Annotated in this window: 20 protein-coding genes; 10 read left to right on the top strand and 10 right to left on the bottom strand. The window is 70.8% G+C overall.

Annotated features, from left to right (window positions below):
• Positions 1 to 4: 4 nt before the first annotated feature.
• From ACIBK3_RS13740 to ACIBK3_RS13750, 3 genes are read left to right on the top strand one after another with little or no spacing between them, the layout of a single operon-like run.
• The gene (locus ACIBK3_RS13740) at positions 5 to 1,870 is read left to right on the top strand and encodes a discoidin domain-containing protein (protein ID WP_399365105.1); all 1,866 of its coding nucleotides are present in this window, start codon (positions 5 to 7) and stop codon (positions 1,868 to 1,870) included.
• Positions 1,867 to 4,143 (top strand): alpha-galactosidase, encoded by a 2,277-nt coding sequence (locus tag ACIBK3_RS13745; RefSeq protein WP_399365107.1) that lies wholly within the window; start codon positions 1,867 to 1,869, stop codon positions 4,141 to 4,143. Before ACIBK3_RS13740 ends, ACIBK3_RS13745 begins: the two co-directional genes overlap by 4 nt.
• Before the next feature lie 10 nt (positions 4,144 to 4,153).
• Positions 4,154 to 5,803: a PQQ-dependent sugar dehydrogenase gene (locus ACIBK3_RS13750; RefSeq protein ID WP_399365109.1), complete on the top strand. Its 1,650-nt coding sequence runs from the start codon at positions 4,154 to 4,156 to the stop codon at positions 5,801 to 5,803.
• 6 nt (positions 5,804 to 5,809) lie between these two features.
• Here ACIBK3_RS13750 and ACIBK3_RS13755 read toward each other — a convergent pair whose 3' ends face one another.
• Entirely contained in the window at positions 5,810 to 7,636 is a 1,827-nt protein-coding gene (locus ACIBK3_RS13755) for an AMP-dependent synthetase/ligase (RefSeq protein ID WP_399365111.1), read from the bottom strand.
• Between the two features lie 327 nt (positions 7,637 to 7,963).
• Complete coding sequence (locus ACIBK3_RS13760; protein ID WP_399365113.1) at positions 7,964 to 8,827, bottom strand: LysR substrate-binding domain-containing protein; 864 nt, start codon at positions 8,825 to 8,827, stop codon at positions 7,964 to 7,966.
• A gap of 204 nt (positions 8,828 to 9,031) precedes the next feature.
• Between ACIBK3_RS13760 and ACIBK3_RS13765 the strand changes: the two genes are divergently transcribed.
• Entirely contained in the window at positions 9,032 to 10,054 is a 1,023-nt protein-coding gene (locus ACIBK3_RS13765; RefSeq protein ID WP_399365580.1) for a bile acid:sodium symporter family protein, read from the top strand.
• On the opposite strand, the gene ACIBK3_RS13770 is transcribed toward ACIBK3_RS13765, so the two are convergent.
• The 3 genes from ACIBK3_RS13770 to ACIBK3_RS13780 form a co-directional block, all read right to left on the bottom strand.
• Positions 9,990 to 11,219 (bottom strand): DUF4185 domain-containing protein, encoded by a 1,230-nt coding sequence (locus ACIBK3_RS13770; protein WP_399365115.1) that lies wholly within the window; start codon positions 11,217 to 11,219, stop codon positions 9,990 to 9,992. The genes ACIBK3_RS13765 and ACIBK3_RS13770 overlap by 65 nt on opposite strands.
• Positions 11,220 to 11,230: 11 nt before the next feature.
• A complete protein-coding gene (locus ACIBK3_RS13775) occupies positions 11,231 to 13,105 on the bottom strand; it encodes an exo-alpha-sialidase (protein ID WP_399365117.1) in 1,875 nt (624 codons plus the stop codon).
• An 85-nt stretch (positions 13,106 to 13,190) separates the two neighbouring features.
• The gene (locus ACIBK3_RS13780; protein ID WP_399365119.1) at positions 13,191 to 14,108 is read right to left on the bottom strand and encodes a zinc-binding alcohol dehydrogenase family protein; all 918 of its coding nucleotides are present in this window, start codon (positions 14,106 to 14,108) and stop codon (positions 13,191 to 13,193) included.
• A 131-nt stretch (positions 14,109 to 14,239) separates the two neighbouring features.
• On the opposite strand from ACIBK3_RS13780, the gene ACIBK3_RS13785 reads away from it, so the two are divergent.
• Together ACIBK3_RS13785 and ACIBK3_RS13790 are read left to right on the top strand one after the other, a co-directional pair.
• On the top strand, positions 14,240 to 14,677 hold the full coding sequence (locus ACIBK3_RS13785; RefSeq protein ID WP_399365121.1) for a MarR family winged helix-turn-helix transcriptional regulator: 438 nt from the start codon (positions 14,240 to 14,242) through the stop codon (positions 14,675 to 14,677).
• Between the two features lie 19 nt (positions 14,678 to 14,696).
• Positions 14,697 to 15,236: an isochorismatase family protein gene (locus ACIBK3_RS13790; RefSeq protein WP_399365123.1), complete on the top strand. Its 540-nt coding sequence runs from the start codon at positions 14,697 to 14,699 to the stop codon at positions 15,234 to 15,236.
• A 147-nt stretch (positions 15,237 to 15,383) separates the two neighbouring features.
• On the opposite strand, the gene fdhD is transcribed toward ACIBK3_RS13790, so the two are convergent.
• From fdhD to ACIBK3_RS13815, 5 genes are all read right to left on the bottom strand, one after another.
• The gene (fdhD, locus tag ACIBK3_RS13795) at positions 15,384 to 16,232 is read right to left on the bottom strand and encodes a formate dehydrogenase accessory sulfurtransferase FdhD (RefSeq protein WP_399365125.1); all 849 of its coding nucleotides are present in this window, start codon (positions 16,230 to 16,232) and stop codon (positions 15,384 to 15,386) included.
• A 7-nt stretch (positions 16,233 to 16,239) separates the two neighbouring features.
• Positions 16,240 to 17,100, bottom strand: a complete 861-nt coding sequence (locus ACIBK3_RS13800; RefSeq protein WP_399365127.1) for a 2Fe-2S iron-sulfur cluster-binding protein — start codon at positions 17,098 to 17,100, stop codon at positions 16,240 to 16,242.
• A gap of 28 nt (positions 17,101 to 17,128) precedes the next feature.
• Positions 17,129 to 18,961, bottom strand: coding sequence for an NAD(P)H-dependent oxidoreductase subunit E (locus ACIBK3_RS13805; protein ID WP_399365129.1), 1,833 nt, complete (start codon positions 18,959 to 18,961; stop codon positions 17,129 to 17,131).
• 34 nt (positions 18,962 to 18,995) lie between these two features.
• A complete protein-coding gene (locus ACIBK3_RS13810; RefSeq protein WP_399365131.1) occupies positions 18,996 to 20,921 on the bottom strand; it encodes a molybdopterin oxidoreductase family protein in 1,926 nt (641 codons plus the stop codon).
• A gap of 99 nt (positions 20,922 to 21,020) precedes the next feature.
• Positions 21,021 to 21,992 (bottom strand): 2-dehydropantoate 2-reductase, encoded by a 972-nt coding sequence (locus ACIBK3_RS13815; RefSeq protein WP_399365133.1) that lies wholly within the window; start codon positions 21,990 to 21,992, stop codon positions 21,021 to 21,023.
• Positions 21,993 to 22,234: 242 nt separating this feature from the next.
• Here ACIBK3_RS13815 and ACIBK3_RS13820 point away from each other — a divergent pair, with 242 nt between their 5' ends.
• The 4 genes from ACIBK3_RS13820 (at position 22,235) to ACIBK3_RS13835 (ending at position 25,706) form a co-directional block, all read left to right on the top strand.
• Positions 22,235 to 23,569: an OFA family MFS transporter gene (locus ACIBK3_RS13820; RefSeq protein WP_399365135.1), complete on the top strand. Its 1,335-nt coding sequence runs from the start codon at positions 22,235 to 22,237 to the stop codon at positions 23,567 to 23,569.
• Positions 23,538 to 23,672, top strand: coding sequence for a hypothetical protein (locus tag ACIBK3_RS13825; protein WP_399365137.1), 135 nt, complete (start codon positions 23,538 to 23,540; stop codon positions 23,670 to 23,672). The genes ACIBK3_RS13820 and ACIBK3_RS13825 overlap by 32 nt, the downstream gene beginning before the upstream one ends.
• Before the next feature lie 246 nt (positions 23,673 to 23,918).
• Positions 23,919 to 24,866, top strand: a complete 948-nt coding sequence (locus ACIBK3_RS13830) for a beta-ketoacyl-ACP synthase III (RefSeq protein WP_399365139.1) — start codon at positions 23,919 to 23,921, stop codon at positions 24,864 to 24,866.
• Positions 24,867 to 25,028: 162 nt separating this feature from the next.
• Complete coding sequence (locus tag ACIBK3_RS13835) at positions 25,029 to 25,706, top strand: GntR family transcriptional regulator (RefSeq protein ID WP_399365141.1); 678 nt, start codon at positions 25,029 to 25,031, stop codon at positions 25,704 to 25,706.
• Positions 25,707 to 25,809: the final 103 nt, after the last annotated feature.

Genomic DNA, 25,809 nt, shown 5'->3' on the forward strand with positions numbered 1-25,809 from the left:
CCCCATGAAACCCCCCACCGTTCCACGGCGCCGAGCCGCGGTGATCGTCCTCTTCGTCCTCGCCGCGGTCCTCGGACTCACCCACCCCGCCGCCCTCGCGGCCCCGCGGAGCGCTCCGCGCGCCGCCGCCCTCGACCTGCGCGATGCCGCCACCTCCGCGAAGCCCCTCGACCTGGAAAACCCCCGCCAGAACTTCCTGCGCAATTCCGTCGGCGGCCTCTTCCTGCACTGGGGTCTGCGCACCGCTCCCGCCCACACCGACTGCGCCGCCTGGGAGAAGGACGTCACGAACGGCGGCTGGAGTCCCGACTACTGGGTGAAGGAGGCCCAGAAACTGCACACCCAGTACCTGGTCCTCGCCTCCTTCCACAGCCGCCTGGGCTACGCCCGCGCCTGGCCGTCGAAGATCCCCGGCTCCTGCTCCACCAAGCGGGACTTCCTCGGCGAACTGATCACCGCCGCGAAGGCCAAGGGCCTGAAGGTCATTCTCTACATGACCGACGACCCCCAGTGGCACGCCGAGGGCGGACATGAGTGGCTCGACTCGGCCGCGTACTCGGCCTACAAGGGCAAGAACGTCGACCTGACCACCCGGGACGGCTTCGGGCAGTTCAGCTACGACAACTTCTTCGAGGTCATGGACCGCTACCCCGACCTCGGCGGCTTCTGGATCGACAACGACAACGCGTACTGGGAGAGCAACAACCTCTACGCGCAGATCTACCAGAAGCGCCCGAACTACACGCTGAGCAACAACAACGAAGACACGCCGATCATGGACATGATCAGCAATGAGCAGAAGACGGGGATGACGCCGGCGTACGACTACCCGCAGGCGGTCTACACGGCCCAACCCCGCCTCACCGAAGCCGACTTCAAGCTGCCCTCCACCGGCGCCTGGTGGTACGACGGCTCCGACCCGTCGGTCGACAAGATGCTCACCCTCGGCCGGCTCGTCACCAACGCCGGCTCGTCCGTGAAGGCGCTGATGGCCGAGACCGCCCAGGTCAACGGCAAGTTCCCGGCGAACCAGGCCGCCTTCAACACCTTCGCGAACTCCTACCTCGCTCCCATCTGGGAGTCCCTGCACGGCACCGAGGGCGGCGGCTACATGTACGGCGGCCTCAAGCCGGGCTTCTGGAACGACGGCGCGCACGGCGTGACCACGATCGCCAAGACCGACCCCAACCGCCAGTACATCCACGTCCTGACCCCGCCGAGCACCGGCACGCTGCGCGTCCGCGACAACGGCTACCGCATCGCGTCGGTGACCAACCTCCGTACCGGAGCCGCTGTTTCGTGGTCGCAGTCGGGCGGCGTGCTCACCCTCACCGGCCTCGGGAACTGGGATCCGTACGACACGGTGTTCAAGGTCACGGCCGCCGGCCGCCAGGGAATCCTCTCCGGCGTCAAGGTGAGCGCGAGCGCCTCGGCAGGCGGGCACCCGGGTTCGGCCGCCGGTGACGGCGACTACCGCACCTACTGGGACAGCAACAAGACGCTGCCCGTCGACCTGACCTTCGACCTGGGATCGGCGAAGAAGGTCCAGTACCTCGGGCTCAACCAGCGCGAGGACTCCGTCGCCTACGCCCGCTCCGACACCGAGCAGTCGGCGCGGATCAAGGACTACAAGGTGTACCTGAGCGCCGACGGCTCGACCTGGGGCAGCCCGGTGAAGACCGGTCAACTGCCGAGCCGCCGCGGCATCCAGGGCATCGACCTCACCGCCGCGAGCGCCCGCTACGTCCGTCTCGAGGTCGACTCCACCTGGGCCGCCTCCACCGACACGACCCGTTACCAGCGGCTGCGGATCGACGAGGCGTGGGTCGGGACCTCGTACGCGACTCCCGCGAAGAGGGGACAGTCATGACAGGCATCACCCCAGTCACTCACCTCACCCGCGTCAGATCGCTCGTCGTGGCCGTGGTCGGGCTGCTGATCGCCTCGGTCATACCGCTGCTGGCCGCCGCCCGGCCGGCCGCCGCCTCCGACAACGGCCAGTCGGTCCGGCCCGCGATGGGCTGGAGCAGCTGGAGCTTCGTCCGCCGCTCGCCGACCGAGGCGAAGATCAAGGCCCAGGCCGACGCGCTCGTCTCCAGCGGTCTCAAGAGCCACGGCTTCGTCCACATCAACCTCGACGACTTCTGGCAGAAGTGCGACGACAACGGCTTCGTCGTCGACTCCTACGGCCGCTGGGCGGTCGACACCGCCAAGTTCCCGTCCGGCATCAAGGCGCTGGCCGACTACATCCACTCCAAGGGCCTGAAGTTCGGCTTCTACGTGACGCCGGGCATCGCCAAGAACGCGGTCACCAAGAACACGCCGATCGAGGGGACCTCGTACCACGCCAAGGACATCGCGGACACCTCGAAGACGGAGAAGAACTACAACTGCAAGAACATGTACTACATCGACTACGGGAAGCCGGGCGCGCAGGAGTTCGTGAACTCCTGGGCGCGGCAGTTCGCCTCCTGGGGAGTCGACTACCTGAAGATCGACGGGGTGGGCAGCCAGGACATCCCCGACGTCCAGGCCTGGGACAAGGCGCTGCGTGCCTCCGGACGGCCCATCAACTTCGCGCTGTCCAACAACCTTCCGATCGCGGACGCCGCCACCTGGAAGAAGCTGGCGAACAGCTGGCGCACCCAGGGCGATGTGGAGTGCTACTGCGGCCCCGGCTCCAACGGAAGCGGCTATCCGCTCACCGACTGGTCGCACGTCTCCTCCCGCTTCAGCTCGGCGGCCTCCTGGCAGCCGCACGCGGGTCCCGGCGGCTGGAACGACCTCGACTCCCTGGAGATCGGCAACGGCGACCGGGTGGGCCTCACCGCCGACCAGCGCCGCTCCCACTTCACCCTCTGGGCGATGGCCGCCTCACCGCTGCTGCTCGGCACCGACCTGACCGACCTCGACCCGGTCGACAAGGCGATGCTGACGAACGACCGGCTGATCGGAGTCGACCAGGACGGCGTCGCCGCCAAGCGGATCGTGAACAGCGGTGTCCAGCAGGTCTGGAGCAAGAAGGAGAAGGACGGCCAGTACGTGGTGGCCCTGTTCAACAACGGCACGTCCGGCAGCACGACGGTCTCCGTGGACTGGTCCCAGGTGGGCTTCACCGGCTCCGGCGACGTCACCGACCTGTGGTCCGGCTCCCACAAGGGCGTGATCGCCGACTCGTACAGCGCGACCCTGCGGCCCGGCGAGACCCGGCTGATCCGTGTGAAGCCCGCCAACTCCCTCAAGGTTGCGGCCGCTTCACCGGGCATGGCCGTCGCCCCCTACGAGTACCTCGGCTGGGGCAACCCGCCGAACCCCACCTCGGTGATGTCGGCGACGGGCGTCAAGTGGTTCACGCTCGCGTTCATCCTCTCCGACGGCGGCTGCAACCCGAAGTGGGACGGCTCGCGCCCGCTGACCGGCGGGACCGACCAGTCGAGGATCGACGCGATCAGATCCGCCGGCGGTGACGTCATGGTCTCCGTCGGCGGCTGGAGCGGGAACAAGCTCGGCGAGAAGTGCTCCAGCGCCTCGGCGCTCGCGGGCGCCTACCAGAAGGTGATCGACGCGTACCGGCTGAAGGCCCTCGACATCGACATCGAGAACACCGAGTGGTCGAACGCCACGGTGCGGCAGCGCGTGGTCGACGCGCTGAAGACGGTGAAGGCGAACAACCCCGGCCTGAAGACCGTCATCACCTTCGGTACCACCACCAGCGGTCCCGACTCCACCGGCGTCGACATGATCAAGCGGGCCGCGAACTCCGGTCTGGCGAACGACGTCTGGTGCATCATGCCGTTCGACTTCGGCGGCGGCGCCACGAACATGGGAACCCTCACCACGCAGGCCATGGAGGGCCTCAAGGCACGGGTCAAGTCGGCGTACGGCTACAGCGACGCCACCGCGTACGCCCATATCGGGCTGTCGTCGATGAACGGCAAAACCGACGACTCCGGCGAACGCGTCCGCGTCGCCGACTTCCAGACCATGCTCGCCTACGCCCAGCAGCACCACATCGGGCGCCTCACCTACTGGTCCGTCAACCGCGACCGCCCCTGCGGCTCGGGCACCGACGGCGACTCCTGCAGCGGCGTGACGCAGCAGCCGTACGACTACCTCAAGGTCTTCACCCGGTACACGGGCTGAGGGGACAACCATGAAACCCACCAGAACACTGGCGTGGGGCCTCTCCCTGGCCCTCGCCCTCCCACTCGTCGGCCTCACCGGGGGCAGCGTCGCCGCGGCGGCCGACACCCAGCCCCCGACCCGCCCCGGCCGGCCCAGTTGCCCGGACATCGGCGAGAACGGCCTGACCCTGGCCTGGGGTGCCGCCACGGACAACGTGGGCGTCACGGCGTACGACCTCTACGAGCACGGCAACAAGATCGGTGAGGCGCCGGGGAGTTCGACTTCCAAAGCGCTGACCGGCCTCGCACCCGGCACGACGTACAACCTCACCGTCATCGCCCGGGACGCGGCCGGCAACACGTCCTCCGCGAGCCCGGTCGTCGACTGCACGACCAAGCCGAGCTCCGACACCACACCACCGAAGAAGCCCGGCACCCTGTCCGCGGCCGGCGTCACGTCGAACAGCGTCGACCTGAAGTGGGGCGCCTCGACGGACGACCGGGCGGTCGTGGCGTACGACGTGCGCAGTGACACCACGGTCTACAAGACGGTCACCAGCGGTACGTCGACCACCCTGACCGGGCTCGCCTGCGACAGCCCGTACGCCCTGAACGTCGTCGCCCGCGACGCGGCGGGCAACGTGTCCGCGCAGAGCAACACGGTGAACGTCACCACGAAGGCGTGCGCCACCGACGGCGGCGTCCCGTCGTCCGTCTCCACCCTGTCCACGGGCTGGACGATCCCGTGGGGCATCTTCTGGCTGCCCGACGGACAGTCCGCCCTGGTCACCGAGCGGGACGACTTCCGCGTCTGGAAGGTCACGAAGGCCGGGGCGAGGACGCAGGTGGGGACTGTCCCCAACGCCGTCACCACGAACGGCGAGGGCGGGCTCCTCGGCGTCGCCGTCGACCCCAAGTGGGCGAGCAACCACTACGTCTACTTCATGCACACCGCGTCCGAGGGCAACCGCGTGGTCCGTATGACGTACGACGGAAGCTCCCTGAGCGACTACACCGTCCTGCTCCAGGGCATCAAGAAGAACCGCTACCACAACGGCGGCCGTCTCGCCTTCGGCCCCGACGGCTACCTCTACGTCTCCACCGGCGAGGCCCAGACACCCGACCTCGCCCAGGACAAGAACTCCCTCAACGGCAAGATCCTGCGCATGACGACGGACGGGAAACCGGCCCCCGGCAACCCCTTCGGGACCTACGTGTACTCCCTCGGTCACCGCAACCCGCAGGGCCTCGCCTTCGACCGCAACGGCCGGTTGTGGGAGGCGGAGTTCGGCAACAGCTCCAAGGACGAACTGAACCTGATCAAGCCGGGCGCCAACTACGGCTGGCCCACCTGCGAGGGCTCCTGCAGCGTCGCCGGGATGACCAACCCGAAGGCGACCTGGAGCGTCTCCGAGGCCTCGCCCAGCGGCATCGCCATCGTCCGCAACGTCGTCTACATGGCGTCCCTGCGCGGCGAACGCCTGTGGCGGATCCCGATCAACGGCGACAAGGAGAGCGTCGGCACCCCGACGGCGTACTACGTCGGCACCTACGGCCGGCTGCGCACGGTCACCAAAGTGCCGGGCGCCGACCAGCTGTGGCTGTCGACCACCAACTGCGACAACAACGGAGGCGAGGCGGACGGCTCGGACAAGATCTTCCGGGTCGGTATCAGTTAGCGAATGCTAGGCCCGGTACAGCGCCTCGACCTCGCCCGCGTACGCGTTCTCGATGGCCTTGCGCTTGAGCTTGAGCGACGGGGTCAGCAGGCCGTGCTCCTCGGTGAAGGGCTGGGCCAGGATACGGAAGGTGCGGATCGACTCGGCCTGCGAGACCAGGGTGTTGGCGGCCACCACGGCCCGTCGCACCTCGGTCTCCAGGTCGGCGTCCCGCACCAGCTGGGCCGCCGGCATCTGCGGCTTGTTGCGCATCGTCAGCCAGTGTTCGACGGCCTCCTGGTCCAGGGTGACCAGGGCGGCGATGTACGGCCGGTCGTTGCCGACGAGGATGCACTGGGCGACCAGCGGGTGGTCGCGGACGCGTTCCTCCAGCGCACCGGGCGACACGCTCTTGCCGCCGGAGGTCACCAGGATCTCCTTCTTGCGGCCGGTGATGGTGAGGTAGCCGTCCTCGTCGAGGGCGCCCAGGTCGCCCGTGGCCAGCCAGCCGTCGTGCAGGGCCTCGTCGGTGGCCTTGGGGTTGTTGAGATAGCCCTGGAAGACGTTGTCGCCGCGCAGCCAGATCTCGCCGTCGTCCGCGATGTGCACGGTCATGCCGGGGATGGGCTGCCCGACGGTGCCGAAGCGGGTGCGCTCCGGCGGGTTGGCGGTGGCGGCGGCGGTGGTCTCGGTGAGCCCGTACCCCTCGTAGATGTGCACGCCCGCGCCCGCGAAGAACAGCCCGAGGCGCCGGTCCATGCCCGAGCCGCCGGTCATCGCGTGCCGGATACGGCCGCCCATCGCCGCCCGCATCTTGGAGTAGACGAGCTTGTCGAAGAGCTGGTGCTGCATGCGCAGACCCGCCGACGGGCCCGGCCCGATGCCCCAGGCCTTGGCCTCCGTGGCCTCCGCGTACTTCACGGCGACCTCGACGGACTTCCCGAACGGCCCGGCCTTGCCCTCCTTCTCGGCCTTGCGGCGGGAGGCGTTGAAGACCTTCTCGAAGATGTACGGCACCCCGAGGAAGAACGTCGGCTTGAACGCGGCCAGGTCGGGCATCAGGGCGGCCGCGCTCATCTGCGGCTGGTGGCCGAACTTCACCTTGCCGCGGATCGTGGCGACCTCCACCATCCGTCCGAAGACGTGCGCGAGCGGCAGGAACAGCAAGGTCGCCGCCTCGTCGCCCTTCTTCGAGTGGAACACCGGCTCCCAGCGCTTGATCATCGTGTCCGCCTCGTACATGAAATTGCCGTGCGAGATGACACAGCCCTTGGGGCGGCCGGTGGTGCCGGAGGTGTAGATGATCGTCGCGACCGAGTCGGGAGTGACCGCCTGCCGGTGCCGGTGCACCACCTCGTCGTCGATGTGGGCGCCGGCGTCGTACAGCTCCCGCACGGCGCCCGAGTCCAGCTGCCACAGCTGGCGCAGCTGCGGCAGCCGGTCGATGACGGTCGCGATGGTCATCGCGTGGTCCTCGTGCTCCACCACCGCAGCCGTGCACTCGGCGTCGTAGAGCATCCAGAAGCACTGCTCGGCCGAGGAGGTGGGGTACACCGGCACCACCTGGGCGCCGATGGTCCACAGCGCGAAGTCGAACAGCGTCCACTCGTAGCGGGTCCGGGACATGATCGCGACCCGGTCGCCGAAGCGGATGCCCTGAGCCAGCAGACCCTTGGCGAGGGCGAGGACCTCGTCCCGGAACTCGGCGGCGGTCACGTCCCGCCACCGGCCGTCGTCGTCCTTGCGGCCGAGCGCGATGTGCAGCGGGTCCTCCTGGGCATGCTGAAAAACGACATCGGCCAGACCGCCCACCGGCGGTGCCAACGCCAACGGAGGGTTGGTGAACTCGCGCAAACCCCGCTCCCCGCTTCTGGTGGCGCTCCCCACAGCGCCGTGAAAGCTACCTCACCCGGGAACCGTGCGGGAGGGGGGCCGAACACGAGCAGTGCTCAGGTGTGTACAGGTCAGTGACGTGAAATGCGCTCACATGGGGAAGGGTCGGACAGAAAGCTGACGGTTGAGTAAGTTTCGGTCCCGTAATCTCCACCGAATCTGTACGACGCCACGACGCCCCTTTGCCCGGTTGACGGCCTTTGCGCAGGGCCGACGGGCCGGCCCGTACGTCAGCGCACGACCCCCTCCTTGGTCAGCGTCCGAACGGTCGGATCTGTCACTTTCGCCTCAGCGTCGGTGCAGTCGGTCCCCGCCCGCCAGGATCGCCGCCGCCAGCGCGTCGGCGGCGCCCTCGGCGGGTGTGCGGCGGTGGCCGTGGACCAGGACGAAGTCGACCCGGCCGAGTTCCGGCAGGCCGGCGCGGTCGGGGACGCGGACCAGGCCGGGCGGGATCAGGCCGCGGGAGTGGGCCATCACGCCGAGGCCGGCTCGGGCCGCCGCGATCAGGCCGTTGAGGCTGCCGCTGGTGCAGGCGATGCGCCAGGGCCGTCCCTGCCGTTCCAGGGCCTCCAGGGCGAGCGCCCGGGTGATGCCCGGCGGCGGGTAGACGATCAGCGGCACCGGGCGCTCCGCGTCCAGCCGCAGCCGCTCCGCACCGATCCACGCCAGCTCGTCGCGCCACACCAGCCGGCCGCGCGGATCCTCGGGGCGCCGCTTCGCCAGCACCAGGTCCAGCTTCCCGGCCGCCAGCTGCTCGTGCAGGGTGCCCGACAGCTCGACCGTCAGCTCCAGGTCGACCTCGGGATGGTCGTAGCGGAAGGCCTCCAGGATCTCCGGCAGCCGGGTCAGCACGAAGTCCTCCGAGGCGCCGAACCGCAGCCGGCCGCGCACCCGCGTGCCCGTGAAGAACGCCGTCGCCTGCTCGTGCACCTCCAGGATCCGGCGCGCGAAACCCAGCATCGCCTCGCCGTCCTCGGTGAGCTCCACGGAGTGGGTGTCCCGGCTGAACAGCTGCCGCCCGGCGGCGTCCTCCAGCCGCCGCACATGCTGGCTGACGGTGGACTGGCGCAGACCGAGGCGCCGTGCGGCCTGCGTGAAGCTCAGCGTCTGTGCCACCGCCAGGAACGTACGCAGCTGGGAAGGGTCGTACACGCCTGCCACGCTATCGCGGAACGTGATGACAGTCAGAACGGTATGCCGGATTCCCGATCAAGGGTCGGAGGAGGACGATGGAAGGGGGCCTTCCGGACCCCGACCGCACGCCAGGCAGGCCCCGTGGGCCTGGCCGTGCACCTGTACGCGCACACGACAATCAGCAAGTGGAGCACCGTGAAACGCCTGCGCCGGCCGAGCTGGATGCCGATCGACCCCTACATCCTGCTGTTGCTCGCGACGGTGGGCCTCGCGGCCCTGCTCCCCGCACGCGGCACGGGCGCCGACGTGGCCTCCGGCGCCTCGACGGCCGCGATCGCCTTCCTGTTCTTCCTGTACGGCGCCCGGCTGTCCACCCGTGAGGCCCTGGACGGACTCAGGCACTGGCGCCTCCACGTCACGGTGCTGGCCTGCACGTTCGTCGTCTTCCCGCTGCTGGGCCTGGCGGCCCGAGGGCTCGTGCCGGTGTTCCTGACCCACCCGCTCTACCAGGGCCTGCTCTTCCTCACCCTGGTGCCGTCGACCGTCCAGTCCTCGATCGCGTTCACCTCGATGGCCCGCGGCAACGTGCCCGCCGCGATCTGCGCGGGCTCCTTCTCCTCCCTGGTCGGCATCCTCGTCACCCCGCTGCTGGCCGCCGCCCTGCTCGGCAGCGGCGGCGGAGGGTTCTCGGCCGACTCGCTCCTGAAGATCGTGCTCCAGCTGCTGGTGCCGTTCCTCGCCGGGCAGGTGCTGCGCCGTTGGATCGGAGGTTTCATCACCCGGCACAAGAAGGTGCTCGGGCTGGTCGACCGCGGGTCGATCCTCCTCGTCGTCTACACGGCGTTCAGTGAGGGCATGGTCCAGGGCATCTGGCACCAGGTCAGTCCCGTCCGACTGGGCGGGCTGCTGGTCGTCGAGGCCGTGCTGCTCGCCGTGATGCTCACCCTGACCTGGTACGGCGGCAAGGCGCTGCGCTTCGGCCGGGCGGACCGGATCGCGATCCAGTTCGCCGGCTCGAAGAAGTCCCTCGCCTCCGGGCTGCCCATGGCGAGCGTCCTGTTCGGCGCGCACGCCTCGCTGGCCGTGCTGCCGCTGATGCTCTTCCACCAGATGCAGCTGATGGTGTGCGCGGTGATCGCCAAGCGCCGCTCGCACGACGTGCCCGCGGAGGCCGAGGAGGTCACGCCGTCGGCTTCAGCCGCAGCGTCACGAACCGCGGTCGGTACAGCGACACGTTCCGGTTGAGCTGCGCGGCGGCCGCTGTCGGCTCCAGCCAGTTGACGTCGTAGCTGAGCACCAGCCGCCCGCCGTCGCCCAGCGCGGTGTGGATCTGCGGGTTGTACGCGGCGACCTGACCGGCCGGCAACGTCGGTGTGAAGTCCTTCGCCGGGCCGTGCCAGGGCCCGGTGGGGGAGCAGGCCCAGTACGACGTCACCGTGGTCAGTCCGCGCGTCCCCGCGGCCATCGTGAACAGGACGTACGTCCCGCCCCGGCGCACCACCGAGAACGCGCTGCCCACCCCGGTGCGCCGCCCGTCCCCGAGCACCGCCGCCGGGCGGGCGCGCACCGCCCAGCCGGAGCCGTCCCAGTACTCCCAGGCGGCTGGGTCCCCGAGCCCGCCCTCGGGGACCCGCGCCAGATACGCGTGCGAGGCGGGCCGGGACGCGGCCTGCCCGTCGTCGCCGCCGAAGACGTACGTCCAGCCGCCCCGTTCGACCAGCGTCGTGCCGTACAGCACCCGCCGGGACGGGTCCCGGACGAGCCGCTGGTCGAGCACCTCGGTCACGGACTCCACGCGCAGGTCGGGCAGGGCGAGCGTGGCGACCTCGGTGGCGGTGGGCACGCCGTACACCCACGGCGCCGCGCCCGCGGTCCGCACCCACAACAGCACCCGCAGCACCCGCTCCGAGGAGCCGGGGGAGCGGGGCTCGACCCGGGCCGCGACCGGCCAGCGCCACTGGTTCGGGCCGGGGTCGGGGAAGAGGGGCGCGGGGAGCGTGCTCTCCAGGCGGCCGTCGCGCATCACGACCGCCGAGTTGCGCACCAGGGGCGCGCTGCCGTCCCGCCAGGCGAAGGACTCGCCGACGGGGTTCGGCGGGCCGTGCACCTGGCCCAGGTAGGTGTCGGAGAACAGCCACAGCAGCCGGCCGTCCGGGAGCCGCACCGAGTGGGTGCCGTCGCCGCCGGTCCAGTCGTCGCCGCGGGTGGCGTCGTCGCCGTAGCGGGCGAACTCGGCGGTGAGGCGGTCGTCGGCCGACCAGGAGCCGACGGTGTGCGCTCGGCAGGCGTCGGCGTGGCGGCGGCCGTCGTCGTCCGGGAGCGCGGTGAGCAGCACGGCCGCGAGAACCAGGGCCAGCAGCAGTCCGACCCCGGTTCCCGTGCGCTGTCGTGCTCGTGTGTCCTCGGGCACCCTCCGGGACGTTAGCGGCTGTCGCTCACCCGGTCCATGGGGAGCCAGAGGACCAGGTCGGTCACGGGCGCGGTCCGGGCGGCGAGTTCCGCGTCGGTGAGGGCCCGGTCCCAGACCCGGACGTCGTCGATGGCCCCGGTGAAGAAGGCCCGGCTGTCCATCCGCTGCCCGATGTGCACCCCGAACGGCGAGTTGCGGCTGACGGAACCGGTCACGTCCGCGGTGCCGCCGACCGCGGTCCCGTCGACGAACAGGGTCAGCCGGTTACCGCCCCGCCGCAGGGCCACGCGGTGCCAGGTGCCGTCGTTGTGGGCGGCGGTGCCGCTCACATCGGCGGCGCGTACGGTCCTGGCGCCGTCCCGCACGGTGATCTGGCCCCGCAGCCGGTGGCCCGCGGGATCCGCGCGCAGCGTGACCTGCGGCTGGTAGTTGCCCACCCCGCCCATCCACAGCAGCGGCTGCTCCCCGCAGGGGGCGGTGTACCGGAACCACAGGGACACGGTGAAGTCCTTCGTCCCGAGGGGGAGTTGACTGCGGTACGGCAGGCGTACGGCGTCGTCGGCGCCGTCGAACCCGAGGGCGCCGCCGAGGGCGCCGTCCGTCTTTCTCGCCCCGCCGAGCACCGCCGCGGGCAGCCCGCCCGGGGCCAGGTCGGCGGTGGTGGGATCCGCGGTGCGACGCGGCCCGAGCCAGTCGTCGGTGAAGCGGGCGAACCGGATCTCGTCGTGGGCGTCGACGGTCCCGCCCTCGTACAGCAGGCCCACGGTGTCCTCGTCGACCGGGGCCAGGTCGGAGTAGCCGGACCAGTCGGCGGTCACGACCGCGCCCCGGTCGACGCTGTCCCAGGTGGCGCCGCCGTCGTAGGAGGAGCGGATCATCATGGTCCGGCGGCGGTCGGGATCGGCCGGGCAGGACAGCAGGACGCGTCCGCGGAAGGGGAGCGTCGCGCACTGGACCTGGGGCGCGTACAGGTCGGGGAGGGCGGCGAAGGGGGCGGCGAAGGTGCCGCCGCCGTCCAGGCTGACGGCCTGGGTGCGGTGGCCGAGGCCGGTGCCGTCCTGTTCCCGGCCGCTGACCAGCAGCGAGCCGTCGGCGCGTTCGGTGAGGGTCAGCTCGGACGGCTTCTGCCGGAACGCACCGTCCGCGGGGACCGGCCAGGAGTCGGTGGCGCCGACCTTCCAGTGGTCGCCGCCGTCGTCGCTGACGACCAGGGCCGCGTGGTTGGCGGTGACCCGGCTGCCGTCCCACGTCTCGGAGTTGACGCCGACCACCAGCCGCCCGGCGTGCGGGCCGTGCGTGAGCTGGACGCCGTGCACGGGGCCGGTGGCGTACCAGGAGTTCCACCGCGCGGGCCGGGTCTCGGCGCTCAGGTCGCGCGGCGCCGACCAGGTCAGTCCGTCGTCGTCGCTGTACTGCAGACGCGGGGAGCGGTCGCAGGGCACGGAACAGTTCTCGGCGTCGGGGCGGCCGGTGTTGTAGGTCTCGGCGAGCAGGACGCGACCGGTGGCCCGGTCGACGACCGGGCTGGGGTTGCCGTGGGTGTCGCCGCCGCCGTCGTTGACCACCTGGAGCGGGCTCCAGGTGCGGCCGCCGTCCGTGGAGCGCTTGAGGACGATGTCGATGTCGGCCGCGTCACCGCAGTTGACGACCCGGCCCTCGGCGAAGGCCAGCAGGGTCCCGTCGACGGTCCGCACCATCGCCGGGATGCGGAAGCAGGCGTAGCCGGGGTCCTGGGAAGGTGTGAAGAGGACCCGCTGCTCGAACTCCGGCGCGCGGGAGTCGGATCGGGCGTGTACGGGAGTGGGGGAGACGGCCAGCGCCAGTGCCGTCGCGGTGACGGCCGCTGCCAGGGTGGGTCTCAGACGTGCGTGATGCCATGCCGACATGGGGCTCCTGCCCTTTCCGGTCCGGACACCACAAGATCGTAGGTCTGACGATCCGTCAGCCACGTGACCGGGAGCGGTGGGCGCGTCACGGGCGCAGCAGTACCTTCCCGAGGTTGCGGCGCGAGGCGATCACCTCGTGCGCCCGTGCCGCGTCCTCCAGCGCGAACGTCCCGTGCACCGCCGGCCGGAGGGTGCCGCGCGCGAACATCCGCCACAGCTCCCGGCGCCACCCCTCGTACCGCTGCGGCTCCTCGCGGGCGACCCGCGCCATCTGGAACCCGATGACGGACTTGGCGCCCACGAGGAGGTCGTACGCCCGGACGGTCCCGCCGCCCGAGCTGTACGCCACGAGCCGGCCGCCGGGGGCGAGCGCGGCGACGGCCGGGGTGAGCAGGTCGCCGCCGACCGCGTCGAGGACGTAGTCCACCGGCTCTCCCCAGTCCTCGTCGCCGTAGACCACCACCGCGTCGGCGCCGAGGGAGCGCACGAAACCGGCCTTCGCCGGGTCGGAGACCGCGCCCACCACCCGGGCCGCGCCGCGCGCCCGCGCGAGCCGCACCGCCAACTGGCCGACCCCGCTCGCCGCGGCCGTGACCAGGGCGCTCTCACCCGGCTCCGGCCGCGCGGCGTGGAGGGCGCCGAGCGCGACCAGGCCGCTGCGGACCAGCGCCACCGCGTCGGCGGCCGAGGCCCCCGCGGGGACGGGGGAGGCCATGGCCTCGTGGAGGGGCGCGTAGTCGGCGTAGCCGTGGCCGAAGCACAGGCCCGTCACGCGGTCGCCGACCTGGAAGCGGGTGACCTCGGGCCCCACGGCCACCACCTCACCGGCGATCTCGCCGCCGAGCGGGACCGGCTCGGCGGCCTCGGTGACCTTGCGGACGACGGGGAGCGTGACACCGACGGCCTCGCAGCGCACGAGGAGTTCACCGGGACCGGGTGCGGGGAGCGGGGCCTCCTCCAGGAACAGGGGGCCGCCGGGGGAGTCGTAGCGGACACGGCGCACGGAGCGCACCTCCTGAGGTCTTGAACGGGTTCACCACAACAGGGGAAAGACATTGGGGTCCCCAACGTTGGAGTGGCCAATGATAGTCGAGATCATAGGGATCCCCAACAAATATTCGCTAGGATCGAGGCATGGCCGACGCACCCCTCCCCGCCATCCGTTCCCTGCCCAGCTGGCTGCTCGGCCGGGCGGCAGCCCGCGGGCGCGCCCTGGTGGCCGAGGCGCTCGCCGCGGAGGGCATGAAGATGTGGCATCACGTCGTGCTCTCCGCCGTCCGTGACCTCGCCCCCGTCGCCCAGGCCGACCTCGGCCGCAGCGTCCGGCTCGACCCCAAGGACGTCGTCGGCATCCTCAACGACCTCCAGTCGGCCGGCCTCGTCGTGCGCGCGCCCGATCCCAAGGACCGGCGCAAGAACGCGGTCTCCCTCACCGGCGAGGGCGCACGTCTGCTGAAGCGCTGCGAGAAGGTGGCCCGCGAGGCCAACGACGACCTGCTCGCCCCTCTGTCACCGGCCGAACGCGACCAGTTCATGGGCCTGTTGATCCGGATTTCCGGTACGGAGGGCTGACGGGGGATAACGTTCCGTCATGACGGCACCCCGCACCGCCGATTCCGGCCCGGCGCTCGATCCCGCGCGCACCGCCCTCGTGCTCGTCGACCTCATGGAGCGCACCCTCGCCCTCCCCCTGGAACCCCGGAAGGGCACCGAAGTCCTGGCCGTCGCCGAGGAGTTGGCGGTCGCGTTCCGCTCGGTCGGCGCGCCCGTCGTCCTCGTGCGCGTCGAGCGCCCCGGTGCCGCCGAGCAGCCGCCCGGCAGCGGTCTGGTGGCGGGCCTGGCCCGTGACGGTGACCTGGAGATCGTCAAGCGGACCATCGGCGCCTTCCAGGGCACCGGCCTGGACGAGCGCCTGCGGCAACTCGGCGTCACCACCCTGGTGTTCGGTGGCATCGCCACCAACCTCGGCGTGGAGTCCACCGCCCGCGCGGCCGGCGACCTCGGCTACGACCTGGTGTTCGTCGAGGACGCCATGACCGCGCTCACCGCCGCTGAGCACGACGCGTCGGTGCGACTGGACTTCCCTCGGCTGGGCACGGTGGTGACGGCGGCCGGGGTGCGCTTCGTCTGAGCGCTCATGCCGGCGTCCCGCCCCTCAACCTCACCCCTCACCGCCGAGGTCGCGGAGCGGCGGACGGCGGGCTGAGGCGGGGCCCCTGCGGCGCAGGGGGCGCTCCCCGCCGGTCGGGGCCCCGCCGCCGTGTCGCGGGGAAACCGGTCAGCCCTGGGAGGCCGCGGCCCGCAGAGCGATGCGGTCCTCGCCCGCGTACACGTTCATGGAGGCGCCCCGCAGGAAGCCCACCAGGGTCAGCCCCGTCTCCGCGGCCAGGTCCACCGCCAGGGAGGAGGGCGCGGAGACGGCCGACAGCACCGGGATGCCCGCCATCACGGCCTTCTGGGCCAGCTCGAAGGAGGCCCGGCCGGACACCAGCAGGATCGTGCGGGACAGCGGCAGGTCCCCGTTCTGCAGGGCGCGGCCGACCAGCTTGTCGACCGCGTTGTGCCGGCCCACGTCCTCCCGTATGTCGACCAGCTCCCCCTCCTCGGTGAACAGGGCCGCCGCGTGCAGGCCCCCGGTCCGGTCGAAGACCCGCTGGGCCGCACGCAGCCGGTCGGGCAGGCTCGCGAGCAGCTCGGGGTCCACCCGGACCGGGGGAGTGTCGGAGATGGGCCAGCGGGCCGTCGTCCGCACGGCGTCGAGGCTCGCCTTGCCGCACAGGCCGCAGGACGAGGTGGTGTAGACGTTCCGCTCCAGCGTGAAGTCGGGCATCGTCACGCCCGGCGTGGTCCGCACGTCCACCACGTTGTACGTGTTCGACCCGTCCACCGTCGCGCCCGCGCAGTAGACGATGTTGAGCAGGTCGGACGCGGCGGCCAGCACCCCCTCGCTCACCAGGAAGCCGGCGGCGAGCGCGAAGTCGTCGCCCGGCGTGCGCATCGTGATGGCGAGCGCCTTGCCGTTGAGCCTGATCTCCAGTGGTTCCTCGGCGACGAGCGTGTCCGGGCGGCTGGAGACCACCCCGTCCCGGATCCGGATCACCTTGCGTCGTTCCGTGACTCGTCCCATGTCCTGATCAGCCCCGGTTCTGTACGTGCTGGTAGCCGAAACGGCCCTTGATGCAGAGATTGCCGTGGGTCACCGGGTTGTCGTGCGGCGAGGTGACCTTCACGATCTCATTGTCCTGCACGTGCAGCGTCAGGTTGCAGCCCACTCCGCAGTACGCGCAGACCGTGGTCGTCTCCGTCTGCGCCGACTCGTCCCACGTACCGGCCGCCCGCATGTCGAACTCCGACTTGAAGGACAGGGCCCCGGTGGGGCAGACCTCGATGCAGTTTCCGCAGTACACGCACGCCGAGTCGGTCAGGGGCGCGTCGTGCTCGACCGCGATCCGGGCGTCGAAGCCGCGTCCGGCGACCGAGATCGCGAAGGTGTTCTGCCACTGGTCGCCGCAGGCGTCCACGCACTTGTAGCAGAGGATGCACTTGTCGTAGTCGCGCACGTACAGGTCGTTGTCGATCTTCGGTTCCTCGTTCAGGCGGGCCGCGTCCGGGCCGAAACGGTCCGGCTCGGCCTCGTACTCCTTGATCCACTCGGCCGCCCGCGGGGTGGTCGACAAGTCGACCGAGGAGGCGAGCAGCTCCAGGACGATCTTGCGGCTGTGCCGGGTGCGCTCCGTGTCGGTACGCACTTCCATGCCGGGCTCCGCCGTGCGGGAGCAGGCCGGGACGAGGGTGCGGGACCCCTCGACCTCGACGACACAGACCCGGCAGGCGTTCTTCGGCGTGAGGGTGTCGCCCTGGCAGAGGGTCGGGATGTCCTTCCCGGCCGCCCGGCACGCGTCCAGGATCGTCGAGCCCTCGGGGACCCTGGCCTCCTCGCCGTCGATCGTGAACTCCAGCAGCCGGCGGGGAATCCCCAGCGGTGTCACGGTCATACGGCGGCTCCTGTGCGACGATGAGCGGTCATTCGTACGCCCCCAGACGGTCGATGGCGGATTCCACGGCGTTCCACGCGGTCTGCCCCAGACCGCAGATGGAGGCGTCCCGCATCGCGCGGCCGACCTCCCTGAGCAGGGCGATGTCGTCGGACGCGGCCACCCCGGTGCGCTGCACGATCCGGGTCAGCGCCTCCTCCTGCCGTACGGTCCCGACCCGGCACGGCACGCACTGCCCACAGGACTCGTCCCGGAAGAACTCGGCGATCCGCAGCAGCAGCCGGGGGAGCGGAACCGTGTCGTCGAAGGCCATCACGACCCCGGATCCGAGTGTGGTGCCCGCCTGACGGGTGCCTTCGAAGGTGAGCGGGATGTCCGTCTCGTCCGGCCGTACGAAGCCGCCGGCCGCCCCGCCGAGCAGCACCGCCCGCAGCCCCTCGCGCACGCCCGCGAGCTCCAGCAGCTCGCCCAGTGTCGCCCCGAACGGCAGCTCGTAGATCCCGGGCCGCTCCACACTGCCCGACACGCAGAACAGCTTGGGCCCGGTGGAACGCTGAGTGCCGATCGCCGCGTACGCCGGGGCGCCCATGGTCAGGATCGGCAGGACGTTGACCAGCGTCTCGACGTTGTTCTCGACAGTCGGCTTGCCGAACAGGCCCTTCTCCACGGGGAAGGGCGGCTTGGAGCGGGGCTCGCCCCGGTAGCCCTCGATGGAGTTGAAGAGTGCCGTCTCCTCGCCGCAGATGTAGGCGCCCGCGCCCCGCCGGATCTCGATGTCGAAGGCGTAGCCCTGGCCGAGGATGTCGTCGCCGAGCAGACCGCGGGCACGGGCCTGGTCAAGGGCGTGCCGCATGCGGCGGATCGCCCGCGGATACTCCCCGCGCAGGTAGAGGTGGCCCTGGTGGGCGCCGGTCGCGTACGCCGCGATGGTCATGGCCTCGACCAGCGCGTACGGGTCGCCCTCCATGATCACGCGGTCCTTGAAGGTGCCGGGCTCGGATTCGTCCGCGTTGCACACCAGGTAGTGCGGACGGTCGGGCTGGGACGCCGTCGCCTGCCATTTGCGGCCGGTGGGGAAGGCGGCGCCGCCCCGTCCGACCAGGCCGGAGTCGGTCACCTCGCGGATGACTCCGGCCGGACCCAGCTCGAAGGCGCGGCGCAGGGCGGTGTAGCCGCCGTGGGCGCGGTAGTCGTCGAGCGACCTCGGATCCACGAGGCCGACGCGGCGCAGCAGCGTCAGCGACGGATCGCCCGCCTGCGGCACCGCCATCGCGGCCGGCGGTTCCTCAGGTGCCGAGTCGGGCGCGCTCGCCGCGAGGACGGCCGCCTCCACCGTCGCCGGCGCCGAGACCGCCGTACGCACCGGATCGCCGGACTTGACCGCGAGCGCGGCCGGAGCCCGTTCGCACAGACCGAGGCAGGGGCCGCGCTCCACCGACACCCCGCTGCCCGGGCCCAGCCGCGCCTCGATCCCGGCGCACAGCTCTGACGCCCCGGCGGCCGCGCACGCGAGGTCCGTGCAGACGTGGAGCACGGTCGCGGGCCGGGGCTTGACGGAGAACATCGCGTAGAAGGTGGCCACCCCGTACGCCTCGGCCGGCGGCACCGTCAGCCGCCGGCACAGGTAGTCCAGGGCGCCCTCGCTGATCCAGCCGATCCGGTCGTTGATCGCGTGCAGCCCCGGCAGCAGCAGGTCGCGGCGGTCCCGGGCCGCGCGGCCGCCGCGCGCCCACCTCAGGTCGGCGGCCCTCATCTCGTCGCGGGCGGCCCCCTCCCAGGAGGACTCGGGCGGGCCCAGCAGGGCGTCGACCGCCGCCCGTTCGTCGTCCGTCGGCTTGCTGTCACCGAAGCGCAGATCCACCAGGTCACCTCACTCTTGAGCGGAACAACTCGGGTCAACCGACGGTCGTCGTGATCGGCAGCTTCTCGATCCGGATCGCCGACGCCTTGAACTCCGCCGTTCCCGCGATCGGGCAGTTCGCCTCGATCGTCAGCTGGTTGGTGTCCACCTCGTCGGGAAAGTGCATGGTCATGAAGGCCAGCCCGGGCCGCAGGGCGGTGTCCACCCACACGGGCGCCCGTACCGAGCCGCGCCGCGAGCTGACCCGCACCTCCTCGCCGAGGACGACCCCGTACCGCTCGGCGTCCTCCGGGCACAGCTCGACGAACTCGCCGCGTCGCAGCGGGGAGGCGAAACTCCCGCTCTGCACCCCGGTGTTGTACGAGTCGAGCCGTCGGCCGGTGGTGAGCCGGATCGGGTACTCCTCGTCCGTGAGGTCGACCGGCGGGTCGTGCTGCACGAGGCCGAACGGCGCCGGCCGGCCCCGTTTCTCCGGGTCCTTCTCCCACAACCGGCCGTGCAGATACGTCGGTTCGAGCCGGTCGGGGTCGGGGCAGGGCCACTGGATGCCCTGGTGCTCCTCCAGACGGTCGTACGTCATCCCGTAGTGGTCCGGCGAGACCGAACGCAGCTCGTTCCAGACGGCCTCCGAGTCGGCGTACTTCCAGTCGTGGCCCAGCCGCGCGGCCAGCTCGCAGATGATGTCGATGTCCTCGCGCGCCTCACCGGGCGGTGTGACCGCCCGCCGGACCCGCTGGACCCGGCGCTCACTGTTGGTCGTGGTGCCGTCCGTCTCCGCCCAGCCCGCGGTCGCGGGCAGCACGACGTCCGCCAACTCCGCCGTCCTCGTGAGGAAGATGTCCTGCACGACCAGGAAGTCCAGCTGCTTCATGCGGCGTACGGCCTGCTCGCTGTCGGCCTCCGACTGGGCCGGGTTCTCGCCGACGCAGTAGACCGCTTTGAGCGTGCCCTCCTCCATCGCCTCGAACATCTCCGTCAGGTTCATCCCGTAGTGCGGCTGGATGACCGTGTCCCACGCCGACTCGAACTTCCGGCGGGAGCCGGGGTCGAGGATGTCCTGGAACCCGGGCAGCCGGTTGGGGATCGCGCCCATGTCGCCGCCGCCCTGCACGTTGTTCTGCCCGCGCAGGGGCTGCAGCCCGGAGCCGTAGCGGCCCACGTGACCGGTCAGCAGCGACAGGTTGATCAACGCCCGTACGTTGTCGGTGCCGTTGTGGTGCTCGGTGATGCCGAGGGTCCAGCACAGCTGGGCGCGCTCGGCGCGGGCGTAGGCGTGCGCCAACTCCCTCATGGCGGCGGCCGGTACGCCCGTCACCTTCTCCGCGAGCGACAGCGTCCACGGCTCGACGAGCTTTCGGTACTCCTCGAAGTCGCTGGTCGCCCGCTCGATGAACGCCTCGTTCGCCAGGCCCGCGTGGATGATCTCGCGGCCGATCGCGTGCGCCATCGGGATGTCCGTGCCGACGTTCAGCCCCAGCCAGCTCTCCGCCCACTCGGCGGTGGACGTCCGCCGCGGATCGACGGCATACATACGGGCGCCGTTGTGGATCCCCTTCAGCACGTGCTGGAAGAAGATCGGGTGCGCGAAACGGGCGTTGGAGCCCCACATCACGATGACGTCCGTATGCTCGATCTCCTCGTACGACGAGGTCCCGCCGCCCGATCCGAAGGCGGCGGACAGACCGGCGACGCTCGGGGCGTGACACGTCCGGTTGCAGGAGTCGACGTTGTTGGTGCCCATCACGACCCGGGCGAACTTCTGCGCCACGTAGTTCATCTCGTTGGTGGCGCGCGCGCAGGAGAACATCCCGAACGCGCCGCGCGCCGCCCGCAGGCCCCGGGCGGCACGGTCCAGCGCCTCGTCCCAGGTGGCCTGCCGGAACGGCTCGTCGCGGGAATCGCGCACCAGGGGGTGGGTGAGCCGGGTGTAGGTCTTCGGGGTCCGGTCGCGTTTCCTCATACGACGCTCCTCACGCGGGGGCTCTTCGAACGGGAGCTCCATTTGCAGGGGCTCCTCATACGGCACTCCTCATACGGGCGCCTCTCATGTGGGCGCTCTTCATGCGGCGCTCCTCAGCGCGAGCAGGTCCGAGATGGCGTGCACGGTGCGCAGGGTGGGCACCGGGACGCCGGTGATCTCCGCCAGCTCGACGACGGCCGCGAGCAGCACGTCGAGTTCCAGCGGCTTGCCGCGCTCCAGGTCCTGGAGCGTCGAGGTGCGGTGGTCGCCGACCCGTTCGGCGCCCGCGAGCCGGCGCTCGATGGAGACGCCGACCTCGCAGCCCAGGGCCTCGGCGACGGCGAGCGTCTCGGCCATCATGATCTCGATGACCTTGCGGGTACCGCCGTGCAGGCACATCTGCCGCATGGTGGCGCGGGCCAGCGCGCTGATCGGGTTGAAGGAGATGTTGCCGAGCAGCTTGAGCCAGATGTCGTTGCGCAGATCCGGCTCGACCGGGCACTTCAGTCCGCCGGCCCGCATGGCCTCGCTGAAGGCCGCACAGCGCGCGGAGATGCTCCGGTCGGGCTCGCCGACGGAGAACCGGGTGCCTTCCAAGTGCCGTACGACACCAGGACCTTCGAGCTCGGTCGCCGCGTAGACGACACAGCCGATGGCCCGCTGGGGGGCGAGCACCGCACTGACCGCGCCGCCGGGGTCCACGCTCTCGACGCGGTGGCCGTCGTAGGGGCCGCCGTGCCGGTGGAAGTACCACCAGGGAATGCCGTTCTGGGCGGCGATCACCGCCGTGGAGTCGTCGAGAAGGGGCTCGATCAGCGGCCCGCACGCCGCGTACGAGTGGGCCTTCAGGCCGAGGAGGACGAAGTCGACCGGGCCGATCTCGGCCGGGTCGTCGGTGGCGTGGGCACGGGCGGTGAAGTCGCCGCGCGGGCTGAGCACGCGGACGCCGTGCTGCCTCATGGCCGCCAGATGCGGTCCACGGGCGACGAGGTGCACGTCGGCGCCCGCACGGTGGAGCGCGGCACCGACATAGGCGCCGATGGCTCCGGCACCGAGTACTGCGACTTTCATACGAGGGAGCTCCGTTCGGTCGAGGGTACCGAGGAACTGCCGAACTCTGTCGACGAAATATTGTCTACAGTATGGAAGATGGGCCAGCAAGGGTTCGCGCAGGACCGAGGGCATCACGCGCAGCGGAAGGGGTGCGGAAAACCGGCCGGTCTGACCGTTCGGCGCGTACTGGATACCGTTCATCGCGTGCGGTCGTCGTGCCGCCTTTTCAACTACCCTCGGATTTCCTAACGTTCGGGATCATGAGTCCCCCAGTCGCACCCCCCGGGTGGAGCCGCTGGCTGGTTCCGCCCGCCGCACTCTCGGTCCACCTCTCCATCGGCCAGGCCTACGCCTGGAGCGTGTTCAAACCGCCTCTCGAATCGGCCCTCGGCCTCAGCGGCACCCAGAGCGCGTTGCCCTTCCAGCTCGGCATCGTCATGCTCGGCCTGTCGGCCGCGTTCGGCGGCACACTGGTGGAACGCAACGGACCGCGCTGGGCGATGACCGTGGCGCTGATCTGCTTCTCCTCCGGCTTCCTGCTCTCCGCGCTGGGCGCGGCCACCGAGCAGTACTGGCTGATCGTCCTCGGCTACGGCTTCGTCGGCGGGATAGGCCTCGGCATCGGCTACATCTCACCCGTCTCCACCCTGATCAAGTGGTTCCCGGACCGGCCCGGCATGGCCACCGGCATCGCCATCATGGGCTTCGGCGGCGGAGCGCTCATCGCCTCGCCGTGGTCGGCGCAGATGCTTCAGTCGTTCGGCAGCGACAACTCGGGCATCGCGCTCGCGTTCCTCGTCCACGGGCTGACGTACGCGGTCTTCATGACCCTGGGCGTCCTGCTGATCCGGGTACCGCGCACCGAGAAGCCGGTCGAGAGCGCCCCGAGCGTGCTGGCGGGCCCACAGGTCTCCGCCCGCAACGCCGTGCGCACTCCGCAGTTCTGGTGTCTGTGGATCGTGCTCTGCATGAACGTCACCGCGGGCATCGGCATCCTGGAGAAGGCCGCCCCGATGATCAAGGACTTCTTCGCGGACACCTCGACCCCGGTGTCGGTGTCGGCCGCGGCCGGCTTCGTCGCCCTGCTGTCGGCGGCCAACATGGCCGGCCGCATCGGCTGGTCGTCCACCTCCGACCTGATCGGCCGCAAGAACATCTACCGTGTCTACCTGGGCGTCGGCGCGGTGATGTACGCGCTGATCGCCCTGTTCGGCGACTCGTCCAAGCCGCTGTTCATCCTCTGCGCCCTGGTGATCCTGTCCTTCTACGGCGGCGGGTTCGCCACCATCCCCGCCTATCTGAAGGACCTCTTCGGGGCCTACCAGGTCGGCGCGATCCACGGCCGGCTGCTCACCGCCTGGTCCACGGCGGGTGTCCTCGGGCCGCTGATCGTCAACTGGATCGCCGACCGGCAGGAGGAGGCGGGCAAGAGCGGCGCGTCGCTGTACGGTCTGTCCTTCGTCATCATGATCGGGCTGCTCGTCGTCGGTTTCGTCGCCAACGAACTCGTCCGGCCCGTCCACGTCCGTCATCACATCCCCGCTCCGAGGGAGGAGGCCGTCGATGTCCAGCAACAGCAGCCAGAGTCCGCCTGACCGGCGGGGGCTGATCGCCTTCGCCTGGCTGTGGGTGGGCGCGCCGCTCGCCTACGGCGTCTACGAACTCGTACAGAAGGCGACTCAGCTGTTCACCGGGTGACTGTTCTGTTCACCGGGTAATCGTTCGGAAGTGCCCGGGCGCCCGAAGGCACGAAAGTATTCGGGCGCCCGGAGGCATGAAGTGTCCGGGTGCCCGGAGGCATGACGTGTCCGGGTGCCCGGAGGCATGACGGAAGCTGACAACCCGGGCGCCCGTTTCCTGTGGCATCACTTGCCGTCGTACCCGCGAGTCACTGATCAGACTGGTGAATCCCGCTACCTGAAGCTCAACGAGGGGGATTCGCCCATGAACGGCACACGCATCGCCGCCGTCGGCCACTACCAGCCCGCCAAGGTGCTCACCAACGAGGACCTGGCGGGCCTGGTCGACACCAGCGACGAGTGGATCAGGTCCCGGGTGGGCATCCGTACGCGGCGCATCGCCGGCCCCGACGAACCCGTCGACGAACTCGCCGCGCACGCCGCCGCCAAGGCGCTGGCCGCGGCCGGCCTCACCCCCGCCGACATCGACCTGGTACTGGTGGCCACCTCGACCGCCGTCGACCGTTCCCCGAACATGGCCGCGCGGGTCGCCGCCCGGCTCGGCATCCCCTCGCCCGCCGCGATGGACGTCAACGTCGTCTGCGCCGGGTTCACCCACGCGCTGGCCACCGCCGACCACACCGTGCGGGCCGGTGCGGCGACCCGGGCGCTGGTCATCGGGGCCGACAAGATGTCCGACGTGACCGACTGGACCGACCGCACGACCTGTGTGCTCGTCGGCGACGGGGCGGGGGCCGCCGTGGTGGAGGGGGTGACGACGGGGGAGACGCCCGGGATCGGGCCCGTGCTGTGGGGTTCGGTGCCCGAGATGGGGCACGCCGTGCGCATCGAGGGGCAGCCCGCGCGGTTCGCGCAGGAGGGGCAGAGCGTGTACCGCTGGGCCACGACCCAGCTGCCGCCCATCGCCCGGCGGGCCTGCGAGCGGGCGGGACTCGACCCCGCCGACCTCGCCGCGGTCGTGCTGCACCAGGCGAACCTGCGGATCATCGAACCCCTCGCTCAGAAGATCGGCGCGGTGAACGCCGTGGTCGCGCGCGACGTCACCGAGTCCGGCAACACCTCCGCCGCGAGCATTCCGCTGGCCTTCTCCAAGCTGGTGGAGCAGGGCGCGATCGCCAAGGGGGACCCGGTACTGCTGTTCGGGTTCGGCGGGAACCTGTCGTACGCCGGGCAGGTCGTCCGCTGCCCCTGAGCGGGCCGGCACCGCCCGATGTGACGAGGGCGACTCCCCGCCGGTCTGGCTTTCGCGCACCGTAGACTGTAGACGAAAGACAATCGATACTGGCGCTACCGGGTGCCCGGTGACACCGGCTTCACGCCTGTGCTGCACGGCCCGCCGAGGAGGGGGACCGCGATGCTGTCGACAGGACTGCCGCAGGGAGCAGTGCCCAAGCTCGAACGACCCGGCCCGCTGCGTGATCGTGTCTACGAAGCCCTGCTCGAACTGATCACCACCCGTGCCCTGCAGCCCGGCCAGCACCTCGTCGAGAGCGAACTCGCCGGACATCTCGGCGTCTCACGACAGCCGGTGCGTGAGGCGTTGCAGCGGCTGAACACCGAGGGCTGGGTGGATCTGCGGCCCGCCCAGGGCGCGTTCGTGCACGAGCCGACCGAGGCGGAGGCCGACCAACTCCTCACCGTACGCACCCTGCTGGAGGCGGAGGCCGCGCGGCTCGCCGCGGCGAACGCGGGCAGTGCGCAGATCGCCGTGCTGGAGGAACTGTGCGCGGAGGGCGAGAAGGCCGTCACCGCGGACGACGTGGACGGCGCGGTCGCCATGAACGCCCGCTTCCACGCGAAGATCATGGAGCTGGCCGGCAACGCGGTCCTCGCGGAACTCGCCGCGCAGGTGGACCGCCGGGTGCGCTGGTACTACACCCCGGTCGCCCGGCAGCGCGGCAACCAGTCCTGGGTCGAACACCGGGAGCTGATCGCCGCGATCGCCGAGCGGGACGAGCAGCGCGCGACCGAACTGATGCGCGAGCACACCGAGCACACGCGCCGCTCCTATCACGCACGCCAGCGGTCGTAGTCCGACCCGGTGCGCCCTGAGCCGTAGGCCGACCGAGGGGCCCTTGATCGAACGTGCTCGCGTGCGCCCGGGCCCACTCGGCCAACGTGCGGGGCGGCCGGCC

Origin of the sequence: Streptomyces sp. NPDC050287 (assembly GCF_044459385.1) — a bacterium.
GTDB lineage: Bacteria > Actinomycetota > Actinomycetes > Streptomycetales > Streptomycetaceae > Streptomyces.

Coding starts and splice junctions, on each gene's coding strand:
- ACIBK3_RS13740 (WP_399365105.1), top strand. CDS start 5: ATGAAACCCCCCACCGTTCCACGGCGCCGAGCCGCGGTGATCGTCCTC.
- ACIBK3_RS13745 (WP_399365107.1), top strand. CDS start 1,867: ATGACAGGCATCACCCCAGTCACTCACCTCACCCGCGTCAGATCGCTC.
- ACIBK3_RS13750 (WP_399365109.1), top strand. CDS start 4,154: ATGAAACCCACCAGAACACTGGCGTGGGGCCTCTCCCTGGCCCTCGCC.
- ACIBK3_RS13765 (WP_399365580.1), top strand. CDS start 9,032: ATGCCGATCGACCCCTACATCCTGCTGTTGCTCGCGACGGTGGGCCTC.
- ACIBK3_RS13775 (WP_399365117.1), bottom strand. CDS start 13,105: ATGTCGGCATGGCATCACGCACGTCTGAGACCCACCCTGGCAGCGGCC.
- ACIBK3_RS13785 (WP_399365121.1), top strand. CDS start 14,240: ATGGCCGACGCACCCCTCCCCGCCATCCGTTCCCTGCCCAGCTGGCTG.
- ACIBK3_RS13790 (WP_399365123.1), top strand. CDS start 14,697: ATGACGGCACCCCGCACCGCCGATTCCGGCCCGGCGCTCGATCCCGCG.
- fdhD (WP_399365125.1), bottom strand. CDS start 16,232: ATGGGACGAGTCACGGAACGACGCAAGGTGATCCGGATCCGGGACGGG.
- ACIBK3_RS13800 (WP_399365127.1), bottom strand. CDS start 17,100: ATGACCGTGACACCGCTGGGGATTCCCCGCCGGCTGCTGGAGTTCACG.
- ACIBK3_RS13810 (WP_399365131.1), bottom strand. CDS start 20,921: ATGAGGAAACGCGACCGGACCCCGAAGACCTACACCCGGCTCACCCAC.
- ACIBK3_RS13815 (WP_399365133.1), bottom strand. CDS start 21,992: ATGAAAGTCGCAGTACTCGGTGCCGGAGCCATCGGCGCCTATGTCGGT.
- ACIBK3_RS13820 (WP_399365135.1), top strand. CDS start 22,235: ATGAGTCCCCCAGTCGCACCCCCCGGGTGGAGCCGCTGGCTGGTTCCG.
- ACIBK3_RS13825 (WP_399365137.1), top strand. CDS start 23,538: ATGTCCAGCAACAGCAGCCAGAGTCCGCCTGACCGGCGGGGGCTGATC.
- ACIBK3_RS13830 (WP_399365139.1), top strand. CDS start 23,919: ATGAACGGCACACGCATCGCCGCCGTCGGCCACTACCAGCCCGCCAAG.
- ACIBK3_RS13835 (WP_399365141.1), top strand. CDS start 25,029: ATGCTGTCGACAGGACTGCCGCAGGGAGCAGTGCCCAAGCTCGAACGA.